Source organism: Bacillus sp. AFS002410 (assembly GCF_002556365.1).
In the GTDB taxonomy this organism is placed as follows: Bacteria; Bacillota; Bacilli; order Bacillales; family Bacillaceae_G; genus Gottfriedia.
Map to the genome: position 1 here is coordinate 491804 of NZ_NUEU01000009.1, position 26043 is coordinate 517846.

The following is a 26043-nucleotide window of genomic DNA, read 5'->3' on the forward strand; positions in this document are numbered from 1 at the left end:
AAATAGCCCGAGGGCTATTTTTTTTATTTTAAAGTAACAACAGCTGCATCAGTACCTTTTTGAACTGAGCCTGTAGCTGTAATATTAATATTTTCAATTACATCTCCATTTGTAAAGATCACTGGAGTAATCGTACTCTTTGCATTTTCTTTTATGTAATCAATGTTGAAAGTTAATAGATGATCTCCAGCATTAACATTTTGACCTTCAGTTACATGTGCATCGAAACCTTCACCGTTAAGTTTAACTGTCTCTAATCCAACGTGAATTAAAATCTCTACGCCATCTTTTGAACGAATTCCAATCGCATGTTTCGTATGGAATACTTGTACAATTTCTCCATCAAAAGGAGCAACAACAACACCTTCTGAAGGTGTAATAGCGAACCCATCACCCATCATTTTTTCAGCAAATACCGGATCTGGTACATCTGATAGTGGGTGTACTTCTCCAGTTAATGGTGCCTTAATTGCAACTTGTTTAGTTGCAGGAGCAGATGCTTGAGTAGTACCGTCTTGCTGTTCTTCCTCTAAACCGAACATTTTCTTTAGTTTGTTAAACATAAAACTCACCTTTTCTTTAAAATAGATTCCAATCTTATCATTATCTTTTCATAGAAAATAATACTAATTATCCTAACAGAAAAAACACTTTTTTGCCTAATAAAAAGTGAACTTTTATTGAAATATTAATCAAATTGTATTTTGTCTTCAATAAAAGACATGAAATTCCTTCATTTTCTCAATTTCCAGCTAGTTTCTACAAAATAACAATATTTGATAAAATGACAATGTACAATTACTATTTAGGAGCGATTATATGACTGAAATGGTTCCACTATTATTCACTTTAGAAAATAAAAGGGTAACGATCATCGGTGGAGGGCAGATTGCTTTTCGAAAGGCAAAAGCATTTTTGAAAAGTGGCGCTACTATTACCATTATAAGTCCTCAAATATGCGAGGAATTAAGAAATTTACCTACTATTAAGCTAATGAATAAGTATTTTGAAAAAGATGACATAAAGGACGCTCATATTGTTATTGCTGCGACAAATGATAAAAATACAAATAAATTTATTAAAGATTGTATGACAGACTTCCAATGGTTTAATGATGTTAGTGATCAAAGTAATAGTGATTTTCATACTCCTGCTGTAGTGCGTAGAGGTGACCTCGTCGTTTCAGTCTCAACATCAGGTAAAAGTCCAGTTCTTTCCAAAAAGATAAAAAAGGAGCTAGAAAATTATTTTGAGGATCATTATAGCGAAATTGTAAACGAATATGCGATCGAACGAAAAAAACCAGCCATTGAGTAATCTCCAATGGCTGGCCGGCCTTACATATTATTACTGTTTTTTAAGCTTTGCTAATGCTTCTGCAAATGGATTATTAAATGGCTCATCTTCTTGCTTGTTTTGTTTGTTTAAATATTTTTGAACGTCACGTTTAGAAACTTTACTATTTTTTTCTTTTGAGCGTCTCTCTTTAAAATTAGTAAGCTTTTCTCTATGCCCACATGAACATGCAAAAATTTGACCTTCTCCCTCACCTCTAAGTTCTAAGCGCTTGAAGCATTTAGGGCATCTAGCGTTTGTAGACTGTGAGATTGTTTTACGATGACCACATTCTCTGTCCTGACAAACTAACATTTTTCCTCGTTTACCATTTACCTCAAGCATCAGTTTTCCACATTCAGGACATTTAGTACTCGTCATATTATCATGCTTAAATTTTTGTTCAGTTTGTTTTATTTCTCGAACAGCATCTGAAGAAAATTTAATCATTTCATTCATAAATGTAGACTTAGCTAAATTCCCTTTAGAAATAGCTTGAAGTTTTTGCTCCCAATTAGCCGTTAATGCAGGTGATTTCAAAGCTTCCGGCACAAGGTTTAATAATTGTTTCCCTTTATTTGTTATGAAAATATCTTTTCCCTTTTTCTCAATTAAAAAGCTACTGAAAAGTTTTTCAATGATATCTGCTCTTGTCGCAACAGTTCCTAAACCGCCCGTCTCGCCAATCGTTTTCTTCAAATCATTACTATTTCCAGACATAAACTGTACTGGGTTTTCCATCGCACTTAAAAGCGTGGCTTCATTAAAATACGCCGGTGGCTTCGTAAATCCTTTTGTCTCAGTTACTTTTGTAATCTGGAAATTTTCCTTTTCATTAATGATCGGCAGCCTTTGGTCTTCCGTATTATCATTTTCTTCTTCGTCCTTAAAGACTTCTTTCCACCCTAAAGAGATAACCCTTTTTCCTTTAGCAACAAATACCTCATTATCAACTTCTGCGACAACTTTTTCTTGCTCATATACGTAAGGAGGTAGTAGCACTGCTAAAAATCTTCTAACGATTAACTCATATATTTTAATTTCTTTTGAAGATAGTTCACTAATGATCGGTGCCTGCTCTGTCGGTATAATCGCATGGTGATCAGTTACCTTATTATCATCTACAAATGATTTATTAGCTTTAATCGGTTGATTTGTTAGCTTCATTATGATTTTGCCATAAGGCTTTATGTTACACGCTAATAAGCGTTCCTTTAATGTATCAACTAAATCCGATGATAAGTATCTAGAGTCAGTTCGCGGATACGTAACAATTTTATGCTGCTCATAAAGCTTTTGCATAATCGATAAAGTTTCTTTAGGAGAAAAATTGAATCTTTTATTAGCCTCTCTTTGAAGCTCTGTTAAATCATAAAGCTGCGGCGCAAATGATTTCTTTTCAGCTGTTGAAACTTCTCTAATCTTCAATTGCTTTCCTTTTATAGCTCCAACAATTTTTTGTAATTCTTCAGATGTATTAATTCTTGAAAGATTCGATTTACGATCCTGCCACGTGAAAACTACATTATTTGCTACTACTTGAAGCCCATAATAAGTTTGTTGTTTAAACTCTCTTATTTCTTTTTCACGCTCTAAAATCATCGACAATGTAGGAGTTTGAACCCTACCACACGAAAGTTGCGCATTATGCCTACAAGTTAGTGCTCTTGTTGCATTTATTCCCACAATCCAGTCTGCCTCGGCTCTAGCCACAGCAGAAAGATATAAATTTTCATATTCCTTACCACTACGCAAGTTTTCAAAGCCTTTTTTTACAGCCTTATCTGTTGCAGAGGAAATCCACAGCCTTTTAATAGGTTTGTTCACCTTCGCCATTTGAAGGATCCATCTAGCAACAAGCTCACCTTCTCTACCTGCATCCGTTGCAATAATAATTTCCGAAACATCTTTTCTTAATAACTGTGTTTTAACAGCTTGGAATTGCTTGCCAGTCTTTTTAATAACAACTAGCTTTAATTTATCTGGAATCATCGGCAAATCTTCTAAATTCCATGATTTATACTTATTATCATAACCTTCTGGATCAGCTAAAGTTACAAGATGCCCTAATGCCCAGGTTACAATATATTTTTTTCCTTCTAAAAATCCGTTACCCTTTTGATTGCACCCCAGCACTTTCGCTATATCTCTAGCAACTGAAGGTTTTTCTGCTAATACTACAATTTTACTCATATCATACTCCTTAATATTTTTACAATTTCCTTATATCTAACTTTAACACTTCTAATTATTTAAACAAAATCTAACTAACTTTGATTTAATGACTCTATTCATCATCATATTATCTTTCGAAAATTGTCCACATTTGGAAACGAAACTACATGCTTCTAGCATATATAATAAGACAAAATAATGAAAAGTTTTACAAAAAATTCTATTTATTTAATGAGAAAAGAACATGTATTAATATGACTTCCTATTTACTGCTTACACTTATTTTAAGTTGTATTCTTATTTTTGTTTCTACTTTTCTATTTAGAAAAAGGCTACACTTTCGATTTATTGTTCCATTGGTAATTTCAATTATTGGTGTGGTTATAATCTTTCTTGGCATTGTATTTGGTGGTTGGAATGGGATGGGATTAAGTGCATTTGGATTTTCTCTCTTTTTAGCCTCTCCAATAGTCTTCATGGCAATTACGCTCATAACTTTCACATGGAATCACAATAATTGATCATTCGACTTAGTTTGCTTTTTTGCAGAAAAATGACGTTTTATTTTACTAAAAAAACAAAGGATTCCATCCCTTATATGGCAAATTTAACTAATTAATTCCATATATAAGGAGAGATACAATGATTAATAAAATAATATCTGTTATTTTAGGGGTATCTTTATTCTTTTTACCCACTGCTAACGCGACTTCTTTTTCTCAAGGTTTTAGTGATGATGAGTTATCGAATTATATAGATAATCTAAATTTAAATACTACTGAAGCCACCTTTGGACAATCAATTGAAATTGGATTAACGACTAAAAAACATTTCGACAATGTCGCTTTGACTTTTAAAAATGGCTCTAACTTGACAGAAGTATTACTAAAAAACCTATCTTCATCAGATCTTTATTATTCTGGAAAAATAGGTATTACTAGCTCATTTACTAAAGGAACTTACTCATTAAGTTCACTTACGCTAGATGGTCAAACATTGTCTGTATCTGACCAGAAGGTTAAATTTTTAATTAAAGATTTACCAACCCCAAAAATTAACTCAATTACAAATAAATCTACTGCTATTTCAGGAACGTTTTTAAGTAAAAGTAGCGTCCAAATTTATGTCAATAATAAACAAGTAAGTACTGTTCAAACTGACACAAACGGAAACTATCAACTCAAAACAAAACCTCTAAAAGAATTTACTAAAATAAATGTAGTTGGTGTTTCAATTGGATTGAAAAGTAAAACTGCTACATCAACCGTTGCCGACGTAATCGCACCTTCAGTCACATCAATCCCTTCAATCTCAGATCATTCTCAATATATATCAGGCAAGTCAGAGCCGAATGCTGATATCATCATTTATTTGAATAAGAAAGTACTAGTAAAAGGTAAAGTTAATACTGCAGGAAAGTTCAATATAAAAATGGCTAAGCAAAAAGCGAATTCGGTCCTTCAAGTGGTTGCGATTGATAAGAGTAAAAATCAAAGTAAACCTGTTTCAATTCGCGTGTTAGATCGGACTGCACCTTCTGCTCCTACCATTCAAACGGTAAAAGAAAACGCTACTGTAATCAGTGGAAAAACAGAAGCAATTGCTTCCGTTAAATTGTATTTAAATAATAAATACGTAGCTAAAACAAACGCATCTAAGTCCGGTAGTTATACATTTAAAGTTAGTAAATTAAAAGCCTTTACTCCTATTAAAATACAAGCTGTCGATGCAGCTGGAAACCAAAGTAGAACTTCGTATACCGAAGCTAAAAGCTCTAAACCACTTTCAAGTGGGCAACTAGTTATTGTTAATACAAAGACAAATAAACTATCTTATTACAATAAAGGAAAACTAGTAAAAACATTTAGTGTAGCAACGGGAAAAGCATCCTCCCCTACACCTACTGGAAAGTTTAAAATCTTAAATAAAATTAAAAATAGACCTTGGTATAAGGAAAATATCCCTGGAGGAGCTCCAAATAATCCGCTAGGTAAAAGATGGATGGGATTAAGTATGGGAAGCTCCCCTGGGAACTCTTACGGGATTCACGGAAATGCTAACGAGAGTTCAATTGGAAAATCAGTTAGTCACGGTTGTATCCGAATGCACAATAATGAAGTTGAATGGTTATTCGATCAACTAAGCGTTGGAACTACTGTTATTATTGCAAATACCTCGAGTTCAAATGGGCAAATAGCTCACTCATATGGTATGGCCATCTTCTAAAAGCAAACCAATTCTGGTTTGCTTTTTTTTATAGTTTAATAGATTAACCTTTCATATTCTAATAGCATTCTTTTCATTTTTCACTGATAATATTTAGTAAAAAGGAAATAGTTAGAAAGGGGTAATTTTATTTTGAAGAAGTATTTTCCTATACTGACTTTGCTATTCGGTATTCTTTATATCTTTTTTATTCCTTCAGAGCCTGTAAGCATAAAAATCTTATTTAAATTAATTCCAATGGTATTAATTATTTTCTATGCTTTATCACAAAACCCTCATCAATCGACTAAATATCGTACCCTCATACTTTTAGGGCTTATTTTTTGTATGATTGGTGATGGAACGCTAATATGGTTTGTTATTGGCTTAAGTGCTTTCCTAATTGGACATTTGTTTTATGCAGCTGGCTTTATTTCAGGATGGAAATTTTCAATTTACCGTATGCTATCAATCATTCCGATTGCAATTTATGCGTTTATTCTATGTTCAAATTTAGTAAATTCATTAAATGACAGCGGACAAGATACGTTAGTTATTCCTGTTATTGCCTATTCAGTAGCAATTTCAATGATGGTATTTACAGCAATAATGACTGGTAATAAATGGGCTATTTTTGGAAGCTTATTATTCATCATTTCCGATTCTATTTTATCGTGGGACTTATTTGTAGAAAGCGTTAAGTATGGCCATGAGTTAATTATGATTACCTATTACGCTGCACAGTTTTTAATGGCTAAAAGCATTTTAAATAGGAAGAGAACTGCGTAATATTTTACATTCAAATAATAAACGAACTAAAATATAATTGTGGCCTCTTTTCACTAGAATTTACAAATGAAAGCGCATTATCTACAAATTATGAAATGTAAAAAGGAGATTTTCACATGAAAAATGAGTTAATTAACCGCTTAACTAGTTATGCAAAAATTGATACACAATCGAACGCTAGTAGTGAAACATGCCCTTCTACACCGGGTCAACTTACATTAGGTCGCATGCTAGTTGAAGAATTAAACAAAGTTGGATTAGTTGACGTAACAATGGATGACAACGGATATGTAATGGCTACACTTCCGGCAAATTCCGACAAAGAAATTCCGACAATTGGATTTTTAGCACATTTAGACACAGCGACAGATTTTACAGGAAAAAATGTAAATCCTCAGCTAGTTGAAAATTATGACGGAAAAGATATTGTTTTAAATGAAAGTTTAAATGTTGTATTATCTCCAAGTCATTCACCAGAGTTAAGTAAATATATCGGTCATACATTAATGACAACTGATGGAACGACGTTACTAGGTGCAGATAATAAGGCTGGTATTGCTGAAATTATGACTGCAATGGAATACTTAGTTCAAAACCCAGAAATCAAGCACGGTAAGATTAGAGTAGCTTTTACGCCAGATGAAGAGATTGGCAGAGGCCCACATAAATTTGATGTAAAAGCGTTTGATGCTAAATACGCTTATACTATGGACGGTGGTCCGCTTGGCGAACTTCAATATGAGAGCTTTAATGCAGCGGGTGCAATGATTACAGTTAAAGGTAAAAATGTACACCCAGGTACTGCTAAAAATAAAATGATCAGTTCTATGAAAATTGCCATGGAAATAAATAATTTATTACCTGCTGAAGAAGCGCCAGAATCAACTGAAGGATACGAAGGATTTTATCATCTAGTATCAATTGAAGGTGATGTAGAATTAACAAAAATGCATTACATTATAAGAGACCATGACAAAGAAAAATTTGCTAACCGAAAAGAGACATTAACGAATATTGTAAGTCAATTAAAGGAAACGCATGGTGAAAATAGTATTACTTTAGAATTAAAAGACCAGTATTATAACATGGGAGAGAAAATCTTACCTGTTAAAGAGGTAGTTGATATCGCATATGAGGCGATGACGAACCTAGAAATTAAACCGATTGTAGAACCTATTCGCGGCGGTACTGATGGATCACAGCTTTCATATATGGGCTTACCTACTCCGAATATTTTTACAGGTGGAGAAAACTATCACGGTAAATTTGAATACATCTCAATCGACAATATGGTTAAAGCAACAAATGTAATGATCGAAGTGATCAAATTATATGAGCAAAAGGCAAACAATTAATTTTTAGACTGATTGCACGTATTTTCCAGGCAATTTGAGGGGCCGTCCTAAGTGTCAGCGTTGCTGAACATGGGCGGTCCCTTTTGATTGTTGATTTATGGGGGTATCTAAGTGTGGTTTTCTATTAGAGTTAGTTTAATGATCATTATTTGTAGATTTTTAGTGGTATTCTTTACTTTTTTAGTCGATTTAGAAAGAATTAGCGTAATTTTATTGTTATTGCCTAACTGTTCATCTACTTTTGACTAATTGTGGAGCTATGATACCCCAACCGGTATAGGTATTATCTTATCAAATATGATATTCTAGCAAATTTAATTGCAGTTTCACCAATATTAATTGCAGTTTGGTAATCTTATTTGCACTTTCACTAATTTTATTTGCAGTTTCTCTATTTTTATTTGCACTTCATACTTTATTTGCAGTTTCCGGCTTCTTATTTGCATATCTCACAGTTTTATTAGCACCTTCAACACTCTTATTTGCACTTCGACCATTATTTCACCTACTCTTCTTTTAAATATTTCCTATATATATAAATGAGGATGCCCCTTAAATTGGGACATCCTCTTTTCGATCACTTAATTTTACGAATAAATACAACCTTTAAATAGTTGCCTTCTTTAAACTGCTTATTTATTTGGAAATCAGCTGGAAGGCCGAATTCTTCCATTAATTTATATTGTCCGTCCATTTCTTTAAAAGCCGTGTCAATAAAGCCTTTAAATTTTTTCATTCCAAAAGTGCTACAATTTGTCGATGCAACAATTACACCGTCCATTTCGGTAATTGCAATTGCTTCTTTCAACAGATTTTTATAGTCCTTTTCGGCACTAAATGTGTGCTTCTTAGATCTTGCAAAGCTTGGTGGGTCTAGTATAACCATGTCGAATAAAAGATTCTTTTTAACTGCGTATTTAAAGTAATGAAAAACATCCTCAACGATTATGCTTTGGGTAGCAGGATCAATTTTATTAATTTGAAATTGTTCTTTTGTTTTTTCTAAGCTTCGATTTGCTAAGTCAACGCTAGTTGTTTTACTTGCCCCGCCAGCTGCTGCAAAGACAGAGAACGCGCCTGTATAAGAAAAAGTATTTAAAACCGTTTTCTCGTAAGCATATTTATCGCAAATTAGTTTCCTAACTTCTCGTTGATCTAAAAATACACCTACCATCGCTCCGTCATTTAAATAAATTGCAAAATTAACTCCATTTTCCTTTACTAAAATAGGAAATTGACCTCTTTCTCCCATCACAAAGTCATCTTCTTCAATGTACTGACCCTTTGTGTCGAAACGCTTTTTCTGATAGATGCCTTTAAATTCGACAGTATTTTGTATTGCTTGTATAACCCAATCTTTGAACTGAAAGATTCCTTCGCTATACCAACTAATTAAATAATATCCGTCAAAAAAATCAATTGTGAAGCCACCAATTCCATCACCTTCTCCGTTAAATACCCTAAAGGCTGTAGTATCAGAACTGCTATAATATTGTTGGCGTCCATTAATTGCTTGTTTAATTTTATCTTCAAAGAACTTCGGACTGATCTTTTCATGTTCGTTCAGGCTAAGAATCCAACCGATCCCCTTATTTTGCTTTCCGTAATAGCCCTTTCCAATAAAGCCATTCCGTTCATCCACTAGTTTAATAAGTGTTCCTTCATTTATTAAGTCTTTGTTATTCACTATCGATTCTTTTGAAATTAATGGATACCCAGCTTTATAGTCTTTTACAAATTTTTGTTTAATTTTTATAATCATTTCTCTATCCATAAGTCCATCCATTCATTTTGTTTTTTACTCATTATTTCCATAAAGACTTATTATAGTGTGACCTGTCCGAAAAAATTGCCGGTTTTGAGTAAAATTAAGCCTTTTCTTTAAGGCTTTTCACTCGCCATCTTATTTTAATAATGAGTCTTCTAATTTTTCCTTTATTAGCTTGATTAAGCATAGTATACACTTAAACTAATAGCAATTTATAACCTAAATCGCCGATTGGAGAAGACACCCCTGTACTTAAAATTGGGATCGTCCTCATACTTAAGAACAAATACTTTGTTAATGTGTAATACAAAAAACCTTATCCAATTGAATAAGGTCTTATAATCATTCATTAACTTGCTGAATTCTTCTTGCAAAATCGACAAATTTGAATTTATCAGGTCGATGTCTAGATTGACCGTATTGTAATAGTGAACCGTCGTCTAAATATACAAAAGTATTTACTACCGCTACCATGTCATAACCATCTAAGTCTAAATATTTTTGATCGTCTTCAGTACAAGCCTGTACTACAATTTCTTTTTTTGCAAAGCCAATATTTAGCTGTAATGTGTTTTCTATATAATCAAAAATTGATCCTTCGCAAATTGACTTTGAAAGTTTTTCGACATATTTACTATTATAATATTCTTTGTCTAAAATAATTTTCTTTCCATCGATTTTTCTGGCCCTAACTACTTTCCAAATCGCCGTTTTATCATCGATTTCTAGTTGTTCTCTTATAAATTTACTTGGTTTTTTCTTTTCAAGAATTTCGACAATTGTTTCTGCTTCTCTGCCAATTTGATTTGACATCTCTTTAAAGCTAATTAAACCGGATACCGGAAAATTTAGTTTTGTAGTGTCTAAAATAAACGAACCTTTACCTTTGACTTTATTTATATATCCATTTTGCTCAAGCATTTGTAATGATTTTCTAATTGTATCTCTAGAAACGTCGAATTGCTCCATTAAAGACTTTTCTGAAGGTATTTTACTCCCAACAGAAAAAACACCTTTTTCGATCTGCTCAACTAACTTATGGTAGATCGAAATATACTTTGCGTTCATTTTCATCACCTAGAAAAATTTTATTATATTCCAACATTTTTCTCAAGATGATAACAAACAGACTCATAAGGTCGCAAAGTAAATTCTTCAATATTTTGACTGGAGTCGCTATAATTGGAAATTAATATTCTTCTATCATATCCTTCAATATCCAGATTTTCAGGCAACTTAAACACCGTATCCTCGCCATAAAAATTATTTACTACTAATAGCATTTGATTATTAAGTCTACGAGTGTATGCAAAGATTTGTTCATGATCAATTAGTATTGCATCATAAGTTCCAGACGAAATAATTTCGAGTTCTTTTCTTAAATTGATTAGTTTTTTATAGTGATGAAACACCGATTCTTCGTCTTTGAGAGCTTTTTCAACATTTATTTGTCCATAACTCTTCCCTGTCGAAATCCAAGGTGTTCCCATTGTGAAACCGGCATGCTCTGAGTTATTCCATTGCATTGGAGTACGAGAATTGTCTCTTGATTTACTTTTTAAAATAGCTAGTATTTCGTTTTCAGGTACACCAGATTCTTTTAATATTTTATAATAGTTCAAGCTTTCAACATCACGATAGTCTTCAATCTGATCGAAATTAGGGTTAGGCATTCCAATTTCTTCACCCTGGTAAATATATGGAGTCCCTCTTAATAAATGCATAGAAGTAGCTAGCATTTTCGCTGATTCCTTATGATATTTCCCGTCATTTCCAATTCGAGAAACAATACGGGGTTGGTCATGATTACACCAAAATAATGCATTCCAGCCATTTCCTGATTGCATCCCTTTTTGCCATTGATCCAAAATTGATTTAAGAGATATAAAATCAAAATCCATTAAAGACCATTTTTGTCCATCCTTATAGTCAATCTTTAAATGATGGAAACTAAACACCATTGATAACTCTTTCTCGGATGGATTCGAGTACTGAATACAATGTTCAATTGAAGTTGAAGACATTTCACCAACAGTAATAATATCCTCTCGCTTGCCAAATGTCTCCATATTGAGCTTTTTTAAGTATTCATGGATTCTAGGTCCATCTGTGTAGAACTTTCTACCATCGCCCGTCTCGTCATCAATATAAACGTCCGGCTTAGAAATAAGATTAATAACATCTAAACGAAATCCTTTCACGCCTTTATCAACCCAGAAATTTACGATGTCGAATAGTTCATTTTGTACTTCAGCATTCTCCCAGTTCAAATCTGGTTGCGACTTATCGAACAAATGAAGATAGTATTCATTAGAGTTCTCTACTTTTTCCCAAGTTGAACCACCAAATTTTGAAATCCAATTTGTCGGTTCCTTTCCATTCTTAGCTTCCATAAATAGATAATAATTTTTGTATTTTTCATCTCCACTAAGTGCTTTCTTAAACCACACATGATCTGATGATGTATGGTTAAAAACCATATCTAACATGATTTCAATATCATGACTTTTTGCAGCACTTACTAATTCTTCAAAATCTTCCATCGTTCCATATGTAGGATCTATATTTCGATAATCTGCTACATCATAACCATTATCGTTTTGAGGAGATACATAAAACGGGGTTAGCCAAATGTAGTCAACACCTAATTCATTTAGATAATCAAGCTTTTTGGTAACTCCTTTTAAGTCTCCAATGCCATCACCATTCGAGTCATAAAAAGACTTGGGATAAATTTGGTATACGACGCTATTCTTAAAATCCTTCATTTTGATAATCTCCTTGATTTAAAAAATGAAGGAAGGAAAAATGAAATTTCCTTCCTCTTAAATAACTATGAGTTTTTCACTAGCAGTTTTTTCTTGTTAAAAATAATCGTTAAAATGAACGGAATAATGATTGCAACTAGCATAGCCATTGAAAACATTCCGAAGTACTTTGGCTGAATAGATAAGATTGCAGGAAGACCCCCTACTCCAATCGAGTTCGCCATTACGCCAGAACCCACCGAAACAATAGCGGCAATTCCAGACCCAATCATAGCAGCCAAGAAAGGATAAGCATACTTTAGATTAATCCCAAACATTGCTGGTTCTGTGACGCCTAAGAAACAAGAGATAGCAGCCGGAATTGAAATTTGCTTTTCTTCTTCGTTCTTTCTATTTAAGTAAATAATGGCTAAAACCGCTGAGCCTTGAGCTATATTCGATAACGCAATCATTGGCCACAGATTTGTACCGTGGAGTTGACTCATTAATTGAAGATCAATCGCGTTCGTCATATGATGCAATCCAGTTATAACTAATGGGGCATAGAAGAATCCAAATACTAATGCAAACAGCCATCCAAATGAAGATGTTAATCCTGAGTAAACTAAATGTGAGATAACTGAGCCAATTTTCCAACCAATTGGACCTAGCACTACATGTGCGATTAACACTGTTGGAACTAGCGCAAAGAACGGCACAACAATCATTGAAATTGCACTTGGAACGATTTTTCGAATATTTATTTCTAAAATAGATAAAGTGAAACCTGCTAAAATAGCTGGAATTACTTGCGCTTGATAACCGATCATATCAATTTTAGCAAAACCGAAATCCCAAACTGGAGGCACTGCTCCGCTAGCTACTGAGTATGCATTAAGCAGCTGAGGCGAAACAAGTGTAATCCCTAAAACAATCCCTAGAATTTGGGTTGTCCCCATCTTCTTCGTAATAGACCACGTAATACCAACTGGTAAGAAATTAAAAATTGCCTCACCAATTAACCATAAAAACGAATGTGTTCCCGCCCAAAATTGAGAGGTTTGGACAAGTGTTTTCGTACCATCATCCAATAATTTAATATCCCCTATAATGTTACGGAAACCTAAAATAAGACCACCTACAACAATCGCCGGAATTAATGGAGAAAAGATTTCTGCTAAGTGAGCAAGCAGTCTTTGAAGCCATGTCATATTTTGCCTTGCAGCTATTTTAGCTGCATCTTTTGACGTTTCGTCCACTCCAGCTAGTTTGACGAACTCATTATAAAATGTAGATACCTCATTTCCGATGATGACTTGAAATTGTCCAGCCTGAGTAAAAGTACCTTTCACAATTTTGATCTCTTGAATCTTTTTTTCATCAGCTTTTTTAACATCCTTTAATACAAAGCGCATGCGTGTCGCGCAGTGTGTTACTGTCGCTATATTTTCTTTACCACCAATATGTTGCAGTAGTTGCTTTGCTTCATCACTAAATCGGCTCATGGTAACCCTCCTCTACCAATCTATTATGTATTTTAATATATTTAATTTCATCCTGTACGTACAAGATTAGTATATTCTTGTACGTACAGGATTGCAAGCGTTTTTTTGGAAACGTTCCCACCCCTCTTAATTTCCGCGGAAATCCTAATACTTACCTGCTTAGTAATGCATGTAACGATAGGTTTCAATTTGCACAATTAAATTAACTAAAAATTTACACGTTTTTATCACTGACAATATAATCACGATCTAAAATCAAAAAAGTAAGCCATTTTAATTTGGAGGAATATTATGAAGCGAACTATTTTGACATTAACTGCTTGTTTATCAATCCTACCTGTTTCAACTTCTTATGCTGCAGATCAATCATCATCGAGAGAATCATACATCCAAACACAATTAGCAAATGCAAATTCATTTATTACCGATTCAACTGTTCGACAAGAAAAATATACTAGCATGGAGGAGTCTCCCTTTGCCTTTTACCGTGCGACTAACCCACTTTTCTATGCAGACCTAGGAACTGGTGTCATTCCTATTCCTAGCACTTGGAAAACGACTGCAAATATTAAAACGTGGATTCAAGGAGATGCACATACACAAAATATTGGTTATTTTGATAATAGTAAAGGCGAGGTCGTTTTTGATTTAAATGATTCAGATGAATCGTATGTTGCACCATTTTATTGGGATCTAATTCGCTTTTCTACTAGCGTTTTCCTTATGGCAAATGAAGCCCCAAATGTATCTTTATCAATGCAAGATAGACGTGATTTAGTAACAAGCTTTTTAACTACATATCAAGATACCTTAACAGCAGTAAATGGAAATAGCAGTGAGACGACAACGCAACTGGACGAAGGAACATTAACAGGTGGATTCGTCCAAGATGAAATGCGAGATATAAAAAGCTCTGATAGTGTAGCTAAGCTATTAAATAAATGGACCACAACCACATCTGGAATGAGACTATTTAATTTTTCAAATAGTAATTTAAAGGCTGTAACATCTACGGAACGATCAAATATTGTTAACAATTGGACAAATTATAAAGCTAGCATTTCTAATTTTGTTTCTTCAAAGCCAAGTACATACTTTACGATCAAAGATATAGCTCGACGTTTACACTCAGGACTTGGAAGCTTAGGTGTAGACAAGTTTTATGTATTAATTGAAGGTGATACGACCTCACAAAGTGATGATGTGATCTTGGAAGTAAAAGAGCAACGGAACCCATCTATGTTTTTAGAAGGCAGCTTGTCGCAAACTCAGTACAATTCATGGTTCCCAACTCATGCTAACCGATCAAAAACAGGAGAATTAGCAGATGGAATTAAAGTAGATAATCATTTAGGGGAAATGAGTTTTAATACTAAGTCTTATCGCGTTCAACGAATTTCACCATGGGATGAAACATTTGATGCAGCTGACTTTAAAAGTAAATCAGATGTGCAAGACTTTTTAAAGTACTCTGCAAAAGCCTTAGCATACGCTCATGCAAGAGCTGATAAAGACTATAACACAACATATGTAAACTATAATCTTGAGCAAGGAGTAATAGATGCAATTAATGCTTGGCCACAATTTAAAACAACCGTCCTCCAATTAAGTGAAAACTACTATAATCAAGTTTTAGCTGACTATAGTTTATTTGAGGATTTAAGAAGTACTGGAAAGTTACAATAATAAACGAAAAGTATAAAATTTCCCCACTGCTTTCAAACCAATAAAGGTGCCCCAGTAGTATAACGGGGCACCTCTTTTTAATTCTTGTTCAGTAATCTTGTCATCTACCTAATAAAAAAACCGACTAATTACAACATTTCCCATCAGCTAGTTTTCATTTAATAACCAATCCTTCTTCAACTATTCTGTGTCTACTACTCTAACTTTACGGAAAGTCCTTTTTTTATATTTTGTTAGTAAGTAGTTGCTTCACTGAGAGGATATCGCTGCTTAATATTGAACTATATATATATATCTTTTGGAGGTGCACAAAGTGAAAATTCAAGATTTGCAAGTTGAAATCGATTTGCTAGAAAATGAGATTTTAGAAAAAAAGAGACAGCTAACCGCTTTACGGAAAGCCATACCGGAGCAGAAAGTTGAAAATTATCCGTTCGTTACTTCAAATGGAGAGCCAACAAGTTTACTAAAACTTTTTGGGGAAAAAGATGAACTAATCGTGATCCATAACATGGGTAGAGGTTGTTCTTATTGCACAATGTGGGCCGACGAGTTTAACGGAGTTTATCACCATATTCGTAATAAAGCTGCTTTTGTCCTTTCGACACCAGATGCACCGGGTGTTCAAGAGGATCTTGCAGCAGAACGAGGTTGGGTTTTCCCGATTGTTTCGACGAAGGATACTACTTTTAAAATAGATATGGGCTTCGAGGTAGATGGTAATTGTCAACCAGGTGTTACAACATTTCGAAAAGACCTAGACGGTTCGATTTATCAAGTTGCAAAAGCCCGCTTTGGTCCTGGAGACGATTATTGTTCCGTATGGCATCTACTGGATTTGCTACCTACCGGCTCGGAGAATTTTCAACCGGCAAAAAAACTTAATAACCAAACACCCTATCAGCTTACTAACTATATTGCTTTTGAAGTAGATCATTATGAAAATGCAATTAAATTTTATGAAAACACAATTGGTATGAAGCTTGAAAAGAAATACGAGAATGAAACTAAATTCTCCTTAAATGGTACTTATTTTTTTATTGCAAATAATCCGGATAAAAATGTTTATTTTGAGTTTGCGGTAGATCATTTCGATCATATAATTGGCAAATTAATAGATGCCGGTTGTCATATAACAAAAGTTTATCACGATAAAAGCGTTATGATTTCTGATCCGTATGGAATTAAGTTTCATTTATTTGAAACTAAGAAAAATTAACATTCATACATTAAAAAGAACCGTTAACCTCTATTTGTTCTCAATAGAGCATTAACGGTTTTTTCTACTATTACATCATTTCCTCGGTAAAGTAATCAAATACGATACAACCTGCACCTTGAGCAACAATATTATAAGGCGTTGCTGATTTAATAATGTTAACAGGACTATTAGGGTATTTTTCCATTCTTTTTTGTGCTACATCGGAAGCTAATTCAAAGAATAATGGTTTTGGTACTAATGTGCCTCCACATATGACAACGTCGGGACGCAATAGATAAATTAGATTGGTTAGTCCAATCCCAAAATAATTAGCAGCCTCTTTGATTACTTCTAAACAAAGAGGATCCTCGCTTTCTAGTGCTTCAAGAATTTGATGATAGCTTATTTTTTCTACATCCTTTATTGATTCCTTTAAAGAAGTAGCCTCTCCTCGCTTCATCCGTTTAATAACCTCTTCCCGAATTGCTGGCAAACTACTGTACGCTTGGAGACAACCATATGAGCCACATGAACAGCGTTTTCCATGAATATCGATGATCATATGACCAAAAGCGTCATCCATTTCATTCTTATTATTTATTAATTTGCCTTGCTGAATGATTCCACATCGTATTCCCATATCACTCGAGACAAATACGATATTCTCATTTTCTTTACGATAGTTTAGTCGGTACTCTGCTAAAGCAGCTAAGTTAGTACCATTATTTAATAGTACCGGGCAATTATTAGCTTCTTCTAAATAATTAACAATATTTAAGTTTTCCCATCCATCAGCTAAAAATGACTCTGTATTAATTACATTTTCTTGTTCGATTGGGTCCAAGACTCCAACGCCAATTCCTAGTAACTTTTCCCTATCAATACTATTGTGCTCTAATAGTTCAGCTACACTTTTCGTCACAAAATTTAGTGTATATTCTCCAGTACTTTCACTGCTCATTTTTAATTTTTTTGATTTTATTATCGTTAAGTTTAAGTCAAGCAGTAATACCGTCGTAAATAAATTCGTAATTTCGACACCAACTAGGTAGTAGGCAGTTGGATTAATCTCATACATGGCTGGTCTTCTCCCTCCACTTGAAACCCCTAAACCGGTATCGTAAATAAGTCCCTCTTGTACTAATTCGTCTAATAACCGAACACAAGTAGTGTGCTTATACCCTGTAGTTTCAGTTAGTGAACTTACTTTTATTGGTCCTAATTTCCGTATTAAGCTAAATAAAAGCTTTAAACTTTTTATTTTAGGCGACTGATAGCCTATAAATTGCCTGATCATTAGTTCCTCCAATATTCAAATCTAATTTCAACGTATTTACTCAGCTTTTTATATTTTATGAATTAAGTATAGCTTTTTATACGCTAATTTTACAGTATTTTTCATAAAACCACTTAAGCTTTTTACCGAAATGATTTTAAGTCTATTTACAAGTAGGTAATTTTCCATTAGACTTAAGTTGAACGCATGATTATTTTACTAGATTTCTTATTACGAACTTATTGCTCATTTTAGGAGGAAAAAATAAATGCATAAAACTGAACATATTTTAGAAACAAGAGATTTTATATTAAATAAAACAAGCTACCGTCCAACAGTTGGACTAATTTTAGGTTCTGGTTTAGGTACTCTTGCAGATGAAATCGAAAACTCTGTTGTAATCCCTTACAGTGAAATTCCTCATTTTGCAAAATCCGAAGCAGTAGGACATGCAAATGAATTAGTAATCGGTGAATTAAAAGGACAACCTGTAGTAGCAATGAAAGGTCGCTTCCATTATTATGAAGGTTTTACTTTAGATGAAGTAACTTTCCCTGTTCGAGTAATGAAAGCACTTGGTGTAGAAAAGTTAATCGTAACAAATGCATGTGGTGCTGTTAATACAAGCTTTAACCCAGGCGATTTAATGCTGATTACTGATCATATTAACTTAGTAGGAACAAATCCTTTAATTGGTCCAAATAACCCAGAATTAGGAACTCGTTTCCCTGATGTTTCTGAAGTATATAATAAAGAATTACGCAGCCTTGCTCTAAATGTTGCCGCAAAACAAGAGATTAAATTACAACAAGGTGTATATGCTTGGTGGAGTGGTCCATCATACGAAACACCTGCTGAAATCCGCATGATCCGTACACTTGGTGCAGATTCTGTAGGAATGTCAACAGTACCTGAAGCAATCGTTGCTGTTCACGGAAGTATGAAGGTATTAGGGATTTCTTGCCTAACAAACATGGCATGTGGAATTCTAGATCAACCATTAAACCATGAGGAAGTAATCGAAGTGGCAAGCATGGTTAGATCGAAATTTGTTAATTTGGTTAAGGGCATTTTAGAAGAAATGTAATATTACCGGAGAAATATCTAGCTTAGCTAGTCCGGAAAATATGAAATATTCGTAAGTAAAGAGGTTTATCCTCTTTACTTCTTTTTATTTAGATAAGTGGGGTGTTTTTTTGAAGGGCATGCTTTATATCATTATAGGTTCTGTCAGTTATGGCGTCTTGTCTACCTTTGTAAAACTGGCTTATGGAGATGGTTTTATTGTAAATGATGTAGTCGGCATACAAATGTTTGTAGGTGCAATATTCCTATGGTCTGTTGTCATATTTAATAAAACTAAGTCATCAAAGTTAAAAACACAGCAATATTTAAAGCCAACAAAGAAGAATGTATTATCACTTATTGTATTGGGATCTACCACTGGCTTAACAGGAATGTTTTACTATTTGGCTTTACAATATATCACTGCATCGTTAGCTATTGTCTTGATGTTCCAGTTCACCTGGATCGGTGTGTTATTAGAATCAGTATTCAATCGTAGACTTCCTGAAAAAAGTAAGTTACTCTCATTAGTTCCTCTTGTAATCGGGACACTTTTTGCTACTAATGTTTTAACCGGTGGAATTGGTTCGATGAATTGGATGGGCGTTTTATTCGGGTTGTTATCTGCAGTTTCATATAGCACCTTTATTCTCCTTAGTGGTAGAGTTGCTTTAAAGACGAATCCAATGACAAAAACAGCGTTAATGATAACTGGTGGCTTTATCATTTGTGCCATCTTTTTACCACCTACATTTTTTACAAATGGACGTTTATTCGTGGAGCTCTTAACAAAATATGGTTTGATTCTTGGCTTTCTAGGTCCGTTTTTCTCTACTTTAATGTTTTCTAAAGGAGTTCCTTTAACTGGATCAGGTCTAGCTTCTATATTAGGAGCTGCAGAGTTGCCAACCGCTACATTAATGTCAGCAATTGTATTAAAGGAAACAATTGGAACGCCGCAATATTTTGGTATTATTTTAATTTTAATTGGTATTATTTTACCTGAATTCCTCAGAAGAAAGTCGTCGGTTCAATTTTCATAAAAAATAATTAGGAAACGAAGAAAGGGACCGATCCATAATTTTCGGTCCCTTTTCCATTTTTCATTTATTCATTTGAGCAAGAAATTCTCCAAGAAGATCATCCATATCTTCTTCTACTTCATCCTCATCATTTGTTGTTATTTCATTTTTACTAGCAGTTGTCCAATCAAAGTTCTCCAGATCAAGGTCATCATGATTGACGTTTGTTTCAGCTTCTTCTATATCATTTAGTTTAGCTTCCCTAGTCTGTTCTTTATAATTAGTTTCACCCATTATTTCATTTACGGCCGCAACTTCTTCATTTAAATATAGTGCCTCATCAATTTCTAGCGAATTACTATTAATTGAAGTGAGGAGCGATGCAGTTCTAATTGGATCCATTAATAATTGGTAGACAATATTTCCTAATAACGCCTCCGAATGTTCATGTTTTAACCAATCCTTTTGGGCTTTACTTAAACTTTTAGGAAGTGGAATTGTTATTGTCTGTTTTTGCTTTGATAGAGAATTATTTACCCCATCCATTACAAATTCGGCAATCTTACTAGAAAAGTTTCTCCTTTCAGTTTCCTTCAGATGTCGTAATTGTTTAACAATCTGATCAGGCGTATCTGATGGGATACGGAAGGTTATGGGTTGCCCTCTCATCAATTCTTTCTCATTCATAAAATCACCTTATTTTGTTTTAGCTAATTTTTGTTCTTCAGGTTGCTTTTCCTTTTGAGTTCTTCTATAAAAATCTGCAACTAGTTTGTAATATGCATTAGCCATCATCCAAATACTTTCTTTTTCATCTTCAAAGAAATCAATATTATATCCGTCTAGATTATTATTAAGTGTTTTAATATAATCCTTTAAGATAAGAGATCCTCCACCAATGAAATAGCAAATTTCCGTTTGTGAATTTCTTTGCCATATATTACGCAAATGGCGATATTGTTTCTTTGCTAACTCAAGAAGGATTCGATCAACAATATCATGAACGCTTGTCCTACTACCTTTTACCATGATATGGTTTCGATCACTTTTCTTAGTTATTATTTCAACTACATCTCTGCGGCTATCTAATTCAATCCCGTGTCTTGAACGGATTTCTTCACGAATAGCTTCAAGTGATTCTGATACACCTAGATTAAAGCCCTGTGCTTTATCATCATCAACTTTTCTATTTTTAATAACTGCTACATCAGTAGATAAGCCACCAATATCTTGGATTAAGATTCTTTTATCAATAAGTGCTTTATTAATAATGTTTAAATCATTATCCATAACAAGATTAATGAATGCGGCGAATCCTTCTGGGTATACTTTAACTTCTTCAAACTTAATATTTACCTTTACCCCTTGGTATTTAGGTGTTACTAAAAACTCGACTTGGTGCACAGAGCTTAGCAATCTTGAACGATACCCTACATCCTTACCTTCTTTAACTTCTCTAAGTGGAAGACCTGTCCCTAAAATATATGTAGCATCTATAACATTATTTGAATTCTTATGATGTGTATTTTCTTCTCGTGCTGCGTCTAATGCTAAAGCGGCAAACAACATAATTAGTGTTTGATCTTCTTCAGATTTATTGCTTCCTGGATCTAATTCTGAAGCATTGCTGCTCTTTGTTGCCAAATGTCCCACACGATAGATTGAATTATTTTCTTTTAAAGTAGGAGAGTGTACTCGAATATGAATACCATCAACCGGCTCTTGGTTGTCTAATTCCTCTACCCCTATGATTGGACGATCCTCCGTATCCCTAGCAATAATATTAGGAATATTAATTTCATTTTCCATCTTCCCAAAAATCCCTTTGAGTGAATCGTTTCCTACATCAATTGCCGCAATACGTGCCTTTACCATCAAAATCATCCCTTTCATTGATAGGTTAAAAAGTTTACATATTAATAGATAATTCTGATAATAGATTAACTTAAATTTAGCCTTTTGGTCAATGTTCAGCACTGAACTATCATAAAAATGTAACTAAATTGTCATCTTGTATACAAAACGGTAAACACATAAACATGTGTACAACTTTGTGTACAAGTATACTTTTCCGTATACAAAATGTTTACTTCTTGTAAACTTGTGTACAAATATGTGTACAACTGTTTACAAAACGTATACTTGTAAACAAAAATGTGTACAACTCACTTAAAAACTACAATAATTAAAAATTAATCTGTAGATAAATTGCTCCCACCTCTCAACTTGTGGATAGCTAAAAAAGATAATCAGCTTGTGGATAATTTATAATTGTAAAACCAAAAGCTAAGTTATCAACAAAGCAAAAAATCTGGCATGTGTTTTGTCGTTTGAAATAAAACTTTGTTGTTTACTAACAGAAAATGAAATAAATTATGAGATTTACTTCATCAACCACTTCTTTAATAGATAATTAAACACATTGTTTCCACGCTATTAATCCTGTGCTAATTCCCCACTAATAAAACAACTAAACTCCAGCAATTTCTATACAAAATAAATATTAGATTCGATCCCTGGAACTCCTAGTCATTACACAACCAATGGAGCCAAAACACACGCCTAAATCATAAATTTCTACTTAAATTTCAGAGTGTTGAAAAATAAAATAGTCAATAATTTAAATGTTACTAAGTGATCTATTTAATGGTGAATTTCTTATGTTGATGTTATTTTTTTGTTTTACTAGAATTTGCTTGTGAAATACCAACAAACTTTAGTAATGGACATTTTTCAGACTATAAATTACTGTGATACTAATTGTTTGATGAACGAATTTAATTATTTATTAATAAGTAAAAGATTTACAGATATGCGCAAAATTACTGAGAATCTAATTTATGTTTTTCTCAAACTAAAGGAGATTAATATGGTGCTGTATTACATGCTTTTTATTTTGAAGAAGTTGATTGGAACGGAAGGGTTCTTGACTCCTATGGGAAATGCGGGAAGGCTGAGACCCCACAGGCGGCACGCCGATGAGGCTCAAGAATCTCGCCCCATGGAAAGCGAGAACCCTGCAGTGGAAATCAACATCATACAGCATCCTTTAGATTGAAAAAATTAATAATCAATTGTTCCTCTAGCCTATTGGCAGTTAAACCCGAACTAATTCCTTATTTTTAATTCGATTCCCCTATCAATTTATATACAAAATAAATAACAGTTTTGAACCATGCAACTCCTAATCATGATATATACATTAGTACTAAAACACTCCACCAGATCTTAAATTTACTAATCAAATTTGAAATTTTTTACTTTCCTACAAAAGTTTTTGTTCTTTTATGATGAAACGATTATAATGGGAATTATGATTGTACTTTCCTAGTACAATTAGATAGAAAGAAAATTTAATAAAAAAATCCATAAGTTAGATCGCTTGTGGTAGAGGTCGCAAACCCCCCTCTACAAAAAAATAAGGCAAAAACAATATTGTCATATTGTTTTTATTTTTGTTATTCGGGATGCCCTCTTCTTTTTAAACACGTAAAGGAGAGAAGAAATATGAAAAATGAAAAAGCAATCGTTGTATTTAGCGGTGGCCAAGATAGTACTACTTGTTTATTCTGGGCTATGCAACAATTTGGTGAAGTTGAGGCTGTTACGTTCAACTACAACCAACGTCATAAACTAGAATTAGATGTAGCTGCAGATATATGTAAGGAATTAAATATCCCCCACCATATACTTGATATGTCCTTGTTAAATCAACTTGCTCCAAATGCTTTAACAAGAACAGACATTGAAATTACACACGAAGAAGGTGAATTACCTTCTACATTCGTAGATGGACGTAATTTATTATTCTTATCTTTTGCAGCAGTACTTGCTAAACAAAAAGACGCGAAACACATTATTACTGGTGTTTGCGAAACTGACTTTAGCGGATACCCTGACTGCCGAGATATCTTCGTTAAATCATTAAACGTAACTCTTAATCTATCAATGGATTACCCATTTGTTATTCATACTCCACTTATGTGGATTGATAAAGCTGACACTTGGAAGTTAGCTGATGATTTGAATGCATTTGAATTCGTTAAAAATAAAACGTTAACTTGCTATAATGGTATTATTTCTGACGGTTGTGGAGAATGTCCTGCATGTGAGCTTCGTCAAGCTGGTTTAGATCGTTATCTACAATCGAAAGGAGCCGCAAAGCATGTTTGATTTTCGCATCGTAGATCGACTTCATAAGATTGATGAGCACATCAAAAAAGAAGACTTAAAATACCACCATAAACGTGTTCTAGTGAATAAAGAATTTACCTTTGATGCTGCACATCACTTACATTGCTATGAAGGTAAATGTAAAAATTTACATGGACACACATATAAAGTCATTTTTGGAATTAGTGGTTTTGTTGATGAGATCGGCTTAGTTATTGATTTCGGTGATATTAAACAGATTTGGAAGGAAAAAATTGAAATCTATTTAGATCATCGTTATTTAAATGAAATGCTACCTCCAATGAATACAACAGCGGAAAATATGGTTGTTTGGATTTATGAGCAAATGGAAAATGCACTTAAGGCTCATACAAATCCGGCACAAGATATTCGTGTAGAGTTTGTTCGTTTATTTGAAACGCCTACTTGCTACGCAGAAGCTCGTAGGGAGTGGATGATTAATGAGTAAAATTCCTGTACTTGAAATATTCGGACCTACTGTACAAGGTGAAGGGATGGCAATCGGCCAAAAAACGATGTTTATTCGTACTGCAGGCTGTGATTATTCTTGTAGTTGGTGCGATTCTTCTTTCACGTGGGATGGTAGCGAAAAAGACAATATAAAATGGATGACCGCAGAAGAAGTTTGGGAGAATTTAGTGAGCTTAGGCGGAGATACATTCTCACATATAACAATTTCTGGTGGAAACCCTGCCCTACTTCCTTCATTAGGACCTGTAGTAGAGTTATTAAAAGAAAAAAATATGACTTTAGCTCTTGAAACCCAAGGTAGTAAGTGGCAATCATGGTTACCTTCTATAGATGAAGTAACCTTATCACCTAAACCACCTAGTAGCGGTATGAATACTGACTTCGATATGTTAGGAACCATTATTCAAAATTTAGAAAATCACCCGAAATTTTGCTTAAAGGTTGTTATTTTTGATGAAAAAGACTTAGCTTATGCAGAAACCGTTCATCAAAAATTCCCACATGTTCCGTTCTTTTTACAAGTCGGAAATAGCTGGTTAAATGCGGATGATGGGACTTTATTACAATACATGTTAAAACGTTATGAATGGCTTATAGATGAAGCAATGAAATCAAAAATCTTTAAAAACGTAAAAGTTTTACCTCAATTACATGCATTTGTTTGGGGAAACAAGAGAGGAGTTTAATCAAAATGGTAGGAAGATCAAAAGGTTCACTTGAAGAAGTATCATTACTTGGTAGCAACAACACAAAATATTTATTTGAATATGACCCAGGAATTTTAGAAACATTTGATAATACTCACCCTGATCGTGATTATTTCGTAAAATTTAATTTCCCTGAATTTACTTCACTTTGTCCAAAAACTGGTCAGCCTGACTTTGCGACAATTTATATTAGCTATATTCCGGAGCAAAAAATGGTTGAAAGTAAATCATTAAAGCTTTACTTCTTTAGCTTCCGTAATCACGGAGACTTCCATGAAGATTGCATGAATATCATTATGGATGATTTAATCAAATTAATGGATCCTCGTTATATTGAAGTTTGGGGTAAATTCACTCCACGTGGCGGTATTTCAATCGATCCATATTGTAACTATGGCCGTCCAGGTACAAAATACGAAAAGATGGCTGAACATCGTATGATGAATCACGATTTATATCCTGAAAAGATTGATAATCGTTAAGAATTGAGACTTGTCATTTTCATGATGACCTAACACTTGTAGCCTCCGTGTTCTATACAC

22 protein-coding genes are annotated in these 26043 nt (G+C 33.7%); 13 read left to right on the forward strand and 9 right to left on the reverse strand.

Features of this window, described 5'->3' with window-relative positions:
- Positions 1–23 precede the first annotated feature (23 nt).
- A complete protein-coding gene (locus CN692_RS09990; protein WP_373605028.1) occupies positions 24–563 on the reverse strand; it encodes a PTS sugar transporter subunit IIA in 540 nt (179 codons plus the stop codon).
- 256 nt (positions 564–819) lie between these two features.
- Between CN692_RS09990 and CN692_RS09995 the strand changes: the two genes are divergently transcribed.
- Positions 820–1317, forward strand: a complete 498-nt coding sequence (locus tag CN692_RS09995) for a precorrin-2 dehydrogenase/sirohydrochlorin ferrochelatase family protein (protein ID WP_098119001.1) — start codon at positions 820–822, stop codon at positions 1315–1317.
- A gap of 30 nt (positions 1318–1347) precedes the next feature.
- Here CN692_RS09995 and CN692_RS10000 read toward each other — a convergent pair whose 3' ends face one another.
- Complete coding sequence (locus tag CN692_RS10000) at positions 1348–3528, reverse strand: DNA topoisomerase III (protein WP_098119002.1); 2181 nt, start codon at positions 3526–3528, stop codon at positions 1348–1350.
- A gap of 236 nt (positions 3529–3764) precedes the next feature.
- Here CN692_RS10000 and CN692_RS27145 point away from each other — a divergent pair, with 236 nt between their 5' ends.
- From CN692_RS27145 to pepT, 4 genes are all read left to right on the forward strand, one after another.
- Positions 3765–4031 (forward strand): YesK family protein, encoded by a 267-nt coding sequence (locus CN692_RS27145; RefSeq protein ID WP_373605031.1) that lies wholly within the window; start codon positions 3765–3767, stop codon positions 4029–4031.
- A 121-nt stretch (positions 4032–4152) separates the two neighbouring features.
- Positions 4153–5736, forward strand: coding sequence for an Ig-like domain-containing protein (locus CN692_RS26645; protein WP_306659896.1), 1584 nt, complete (start codon positions 4153–4155; stop codon positions 5734–5736).
- A 132-nt stretch (positions 5737–5868) separates the two neighbouring features.
- Positions 5869–6504, forward strand: a complete 636-nt coding sequence (locus CN692_RS10015; protein ID WP_306659897.1) for a lysoplasmalogenase — start codon at positions 5869–5871, stop codon at positions 6502–6504.
- A gap of 116 nt (positions 6505–6620) precedes the next feature.
- Positions 6621–7859, forward strand: coding sequence for a peptidase T (pepT, locus tag CN692_RS10020; RefSeq protein ID WP_098119005.1), 1239 nt, complete (start codon positions 6621–6623; stop codon positions 7857–7859).
- A gap of 577 nt (positions 7860–8436) precedes the next feature.
- Here pepT and CN692_RS10025 read toward each other — a convergent pair.
- From CN692_RS10025 to treP, 4 genes are all read right to left on the reverse strand, one after another.
- Complete coding sequence (locus CN692_RS10025; RefSeq protein WP_098119006.1) at positions 8437–9633, reverse strand: class I SAM-dependent rRNA methyltransferase; 1197 nt, start codon at positions 9631–9633, stop codon at positions 8437–8439.
- Between the two features lie 336 nt (positions 9634–9969).
- On the reverse strand, positions 9970–10701 hold the full coding sequence (treR, locus tag CN692_RS10030; protein WP_218923543.1) for a trehalose operon repressor: 732 nt from the start codon (positions 10699–10701) through the stop codon (positions 9970–9972).
- Between the two features lie 17 nt (positions 10702–10718).
- Positions 10719–12395 carry an alpha,alpha-phosphotrehalase gene (gene treC / locus CN692_RS10035; RefSeq protein ID WP_098119008.1) on the reverse strand — a complete coding sequence of 559 codons (1677 nt, stop codon included), beginning with the start codon at positions 12393–12395 and terminating at the stop codon, positions 10719–10721.
- A gap of 65 nt (positions 12396–12460) precedes the next feature.
- Positions 12461–13879, reverse strand: a complete 1419-nt coding sequence (gene treP, locus CN692_RS10040; protein WP_098119009.1) for a PTS system trehalose-specific EIIBC component — start codon at positions 13877–13879, stop codon at positions 12461–12463.
- 291 nt (positions 13880–14170) lie between these two features.
- Between treP and CN692_RS10045 the strand changes: the two genes are divergently transcribed.
- Both CN692_RS10045 and CN692_RS10050 read left to right on the forward strand, forming a co-directional pair.
- Positions 14171–15565, forward strand: coding sequence for a DUF2252 family protein (locus CN692_RS10045; RefSeq protein ID WP_098119010.1), 1395 nt, complete (start codon positions 14171–14173; stop codon positions 15563–15565).
- Between the two features lie 313 nt (positions 15566–15878).
- Positions 15879–16784, forward strand: a complete 906-nt coding sequence (locus CN692_RS10050) for a DUF899 family protein (protein ID WP_098119011.1) — start codon at positions 15879–15881, stop codon at positions 16782–16784.
- 70 nt (positions 16785–16854) lie between these two features.
- Here CN692_RS10050 and CN692_RS10055 read toward each other — a convergent pair whose 3' ends face one another.
- On the reverse strand, positions 16855–18063 hold the full coding sequence (locus tag CN692_RS10055) for an ROK family protein (RefSeq protein ID WP_098119012.1): 1209 nt from the start codon (positions 18061–18063) through the stop codon (positions 16855–16857).
- Between the two features lie 247 nt (positions 18064–18310).
- Between CN692_RS10055 and CN692_RS10060 the strand changes: the two genes are divergently transcribed.
- Positions 18311–19129: a purine-nucleoside phosphorylase gene (locus tag CN692_RS10060; RefSeq protein ID WP_098119013.1), complete on the forward strand. Its 819-nt coding sequence runs from the start codon at positions 18311–18313 to the stop codon at positions 19127–19129.
- Positions 19130–19247: 118 nt separating this feature from the next.
- A complete protein-coding gene (locus tag CN692_RS10065) occupies positions 19248–20150 on the forward strand; it encodes an EamA family transporter (protein ID WP_257144005.1) in 903 nt (300 codons plus the stop codon).
- Positions 20151–20210: 60 nt separating this feature from the next.
- Here CN692_RS10065 and CN692_RS10070 read toward each other — a convergent pair whose 3' ends face one another.
- A complete protein-coding gene (locus CN692_RS10070) occupies positions 20211–20816 on the reverse strand; it encodes a hypothetical protein (protein ID WP_098119015.1) in 606 nt (201 codons plus the stop codon).
- Between the two features lie 9 nt (positions 20817–20825).
- A complete protein-coding gene (locus tag CN692_RS10075) occupies positions 20826–22004 on the reverse strand; it encodes a ParM/StbA family protein (protein WP_098119016.1) in 1179 nt (392 codons plus the stop codon).
- A 1632-nt stretch (positions 22005–23636) separates the two neighbouring features.
- Here CN692_RS10075 and queC point away from each other — a divergent pair.
- From queC to queF, 4 genes are read left to right on the forward strand one after another with little or no spacing between them, the layout of a single operon-like run.
- Positions 23637–24302: a 7-cyano-7-deazaguanine synthase QueC gene (gene queC, locus CN692_RS10085; protein ID WP_098119018.1), complete on the forward strand. Its 666-nt coding sequence runs from the start codon at positions 23637–23639 to the stop codon at positions 24300–24302.
- A complete protein-coding gene (queD, locus tag CN692_RS10090) occupies positions 24295–24771 on the forward strand; it encodes a 6-carboxytetrahydropterin synthase QueD (RefSeq protein WP_098119019.1) in 477 nt (158 codons plus the stop codon). The genes queC and queD overlap by 8 nt, the downstream gene beginning before the upstream one ends.
- Entirely contained in the window at positions 24764–25480 is a 717-nt protein-coding gene (gene queE, locus CN692_RS10095) for a 7-carboxy-7-deazaguanine synthase QueE (RefSeq protein ID WP_098119020.1), read from the forward strand. The genes queD and queE overlap by 8 nt, the downstream gene beginning before the upstream one ends.
- A 5-nt stretch (positions 25481–25485) precedes the next feature.
- Positions 25486–25983, forward strand: a complete 498-nt coding sequence (gene queF, locus CN692_RS10100; protein ID WP_025568326.1) for a preQ(1) synthase — start codon at positions 25486–25488, stop codon at positions 25981–25983.
- Positions 25984–26043 lie beyond the last annotated feature (60 nt).

Excerpts from the sequence above, each read along its gene's own strand:
- CN692_RS10075 (WP_098119016.1), bottom strand. The coding sequence starts at position 22,004 with ATGGTAAAGGCACGTATTGCGGCAATTGATGTAGGAAACGATTCACTC.
- CN692_RS26645 (WP_306659896.1), top strand. The coding sequence starts at position 4,153 with ATGATTAATAAAATAATATCTGTTATTTTAGGGGTATCTTTATTCTTT.
- CN692_RS10000 (WP_098119002.1), bottom strand. The coding sequence starts at position 3,528 with ATGAGTAAAATTGTAGTATTAGCAGAAAAACCTTCAGTTGCTAGAGAT.
- CN692_RS10045 (WP_098119010.1), top strand. The coding sequence starts at position 14,171 with ATGAAGCGAACTATTTTGACATTAACTGCTTGTTTATCAATCCTACCT.
- queE (WP_098119020.1), top strand. The coding sequence starts at position 24,764 with ATGAGTAAAATTCCTGTACTTGAAATATTCGGACCTACTGTACAAGGT.
- CN692_RS09995 (WP_098119001.1), top strand. The coding sequence starts at position 820 with ATGACTGAAATGGTTCCACTATTATTCACTTTAGAAAATAAAAGGGTA.
- queD (WP_098119019.1), top strand. The coding sequence starts at position 24,295 with ATGTTTGATTTTCGCATCGTAGATCGACTTCATAAGATTGATGAGCAC.
- CN692_RS27145 (WP_373605031.1), top strand. The coding sequence starts at position 3,765 with ATGACTTCCTATTTACTGCTTACACTTATTTTAAGTTGTATTCTTATT.
- treP (WP_098119009.1), bottom strand. The coding sequence starts at position 13,879 with ATGAGCCGATTTAGTGATGAAGCAAAGCAACTACTGCAACATATTGGT.
- queF (WP_025568326.1), top strand. The coding sequence starts at position 25,486 with ATGGTAGGAAGATCAAAAGGTTCACTTGAAGAAGTATCATTACTTGGT.
- CN692_RS09990 (WP_373605028.1), bottom strand. The coding sequence starts at position 563 with ATGTTTAACAAACTAAAGAAAATGTTCGGTTTAGAGGAAGAACAGCAA.
- CN692_RS10025 (WP_098119006.1), bottom strand. The coding sequence starts at position 9,633 with ATGGATAGAGAAATGATTATAAAAATTAAACAAAAATTTGTAAAAGAC.
- CN692_RS10065 (WP_257144005.1), top strand. The coding sequence starts at position 19,248 with ATGCTTTATATCATTATAGGTTCTGTCAGTTATGGCGTCTTGTCTACC.
- CN692_RS10060 (WP_098119013.1), top strand. The coding sequence starts at position 18,311 with ATGCATAAAACTGAACATATTTTAGAAACAAGAGATTTTATATTAAAT.
- CN692_RS10055 (WP_098119012.1), bottom strand. The coding sequence starts at position 18,063 with ATGATCAGGCAATTTATAGGCTATCAGTCGCCTAAAATAAAAAGTTTA.
- treC (WP_098119008.1), bottom strand. The coding sequence starts at position 12,395 with ATGAAGGATTTTAAGAATAGCGTCGTATACCAAATTTATCCCAAGTCT.
- queC (WP_098119018.1), top strand. The coding sequence starts at position 23,637 with ATGAAAAATGAAAAAGCAATCGTTGTATTTAGCGGTGGCCAAGATAGT.
- CN692_RS10070 (WP_098119015.1), bottom strand. The coding sequence starts at position 20,816 with ATGAATGAGAAAGAATTGATGAGAGGGCAACCCATAACCTTCCGTATC.
- treR (WP_218923543.1), bottom strand. The coding sequence starts at position 10,701 with ATGAAAATGAACGCAAAGTATATTTCGATCTACCATAAGTTAGTTGAG.
- pepT (WP_098119005.1), top strand. The coding sequence starts at position 6,621 with ATGAAAAATGAGTTAATTAACCGCTTAACTAGTTATGCAAAAATTGAT.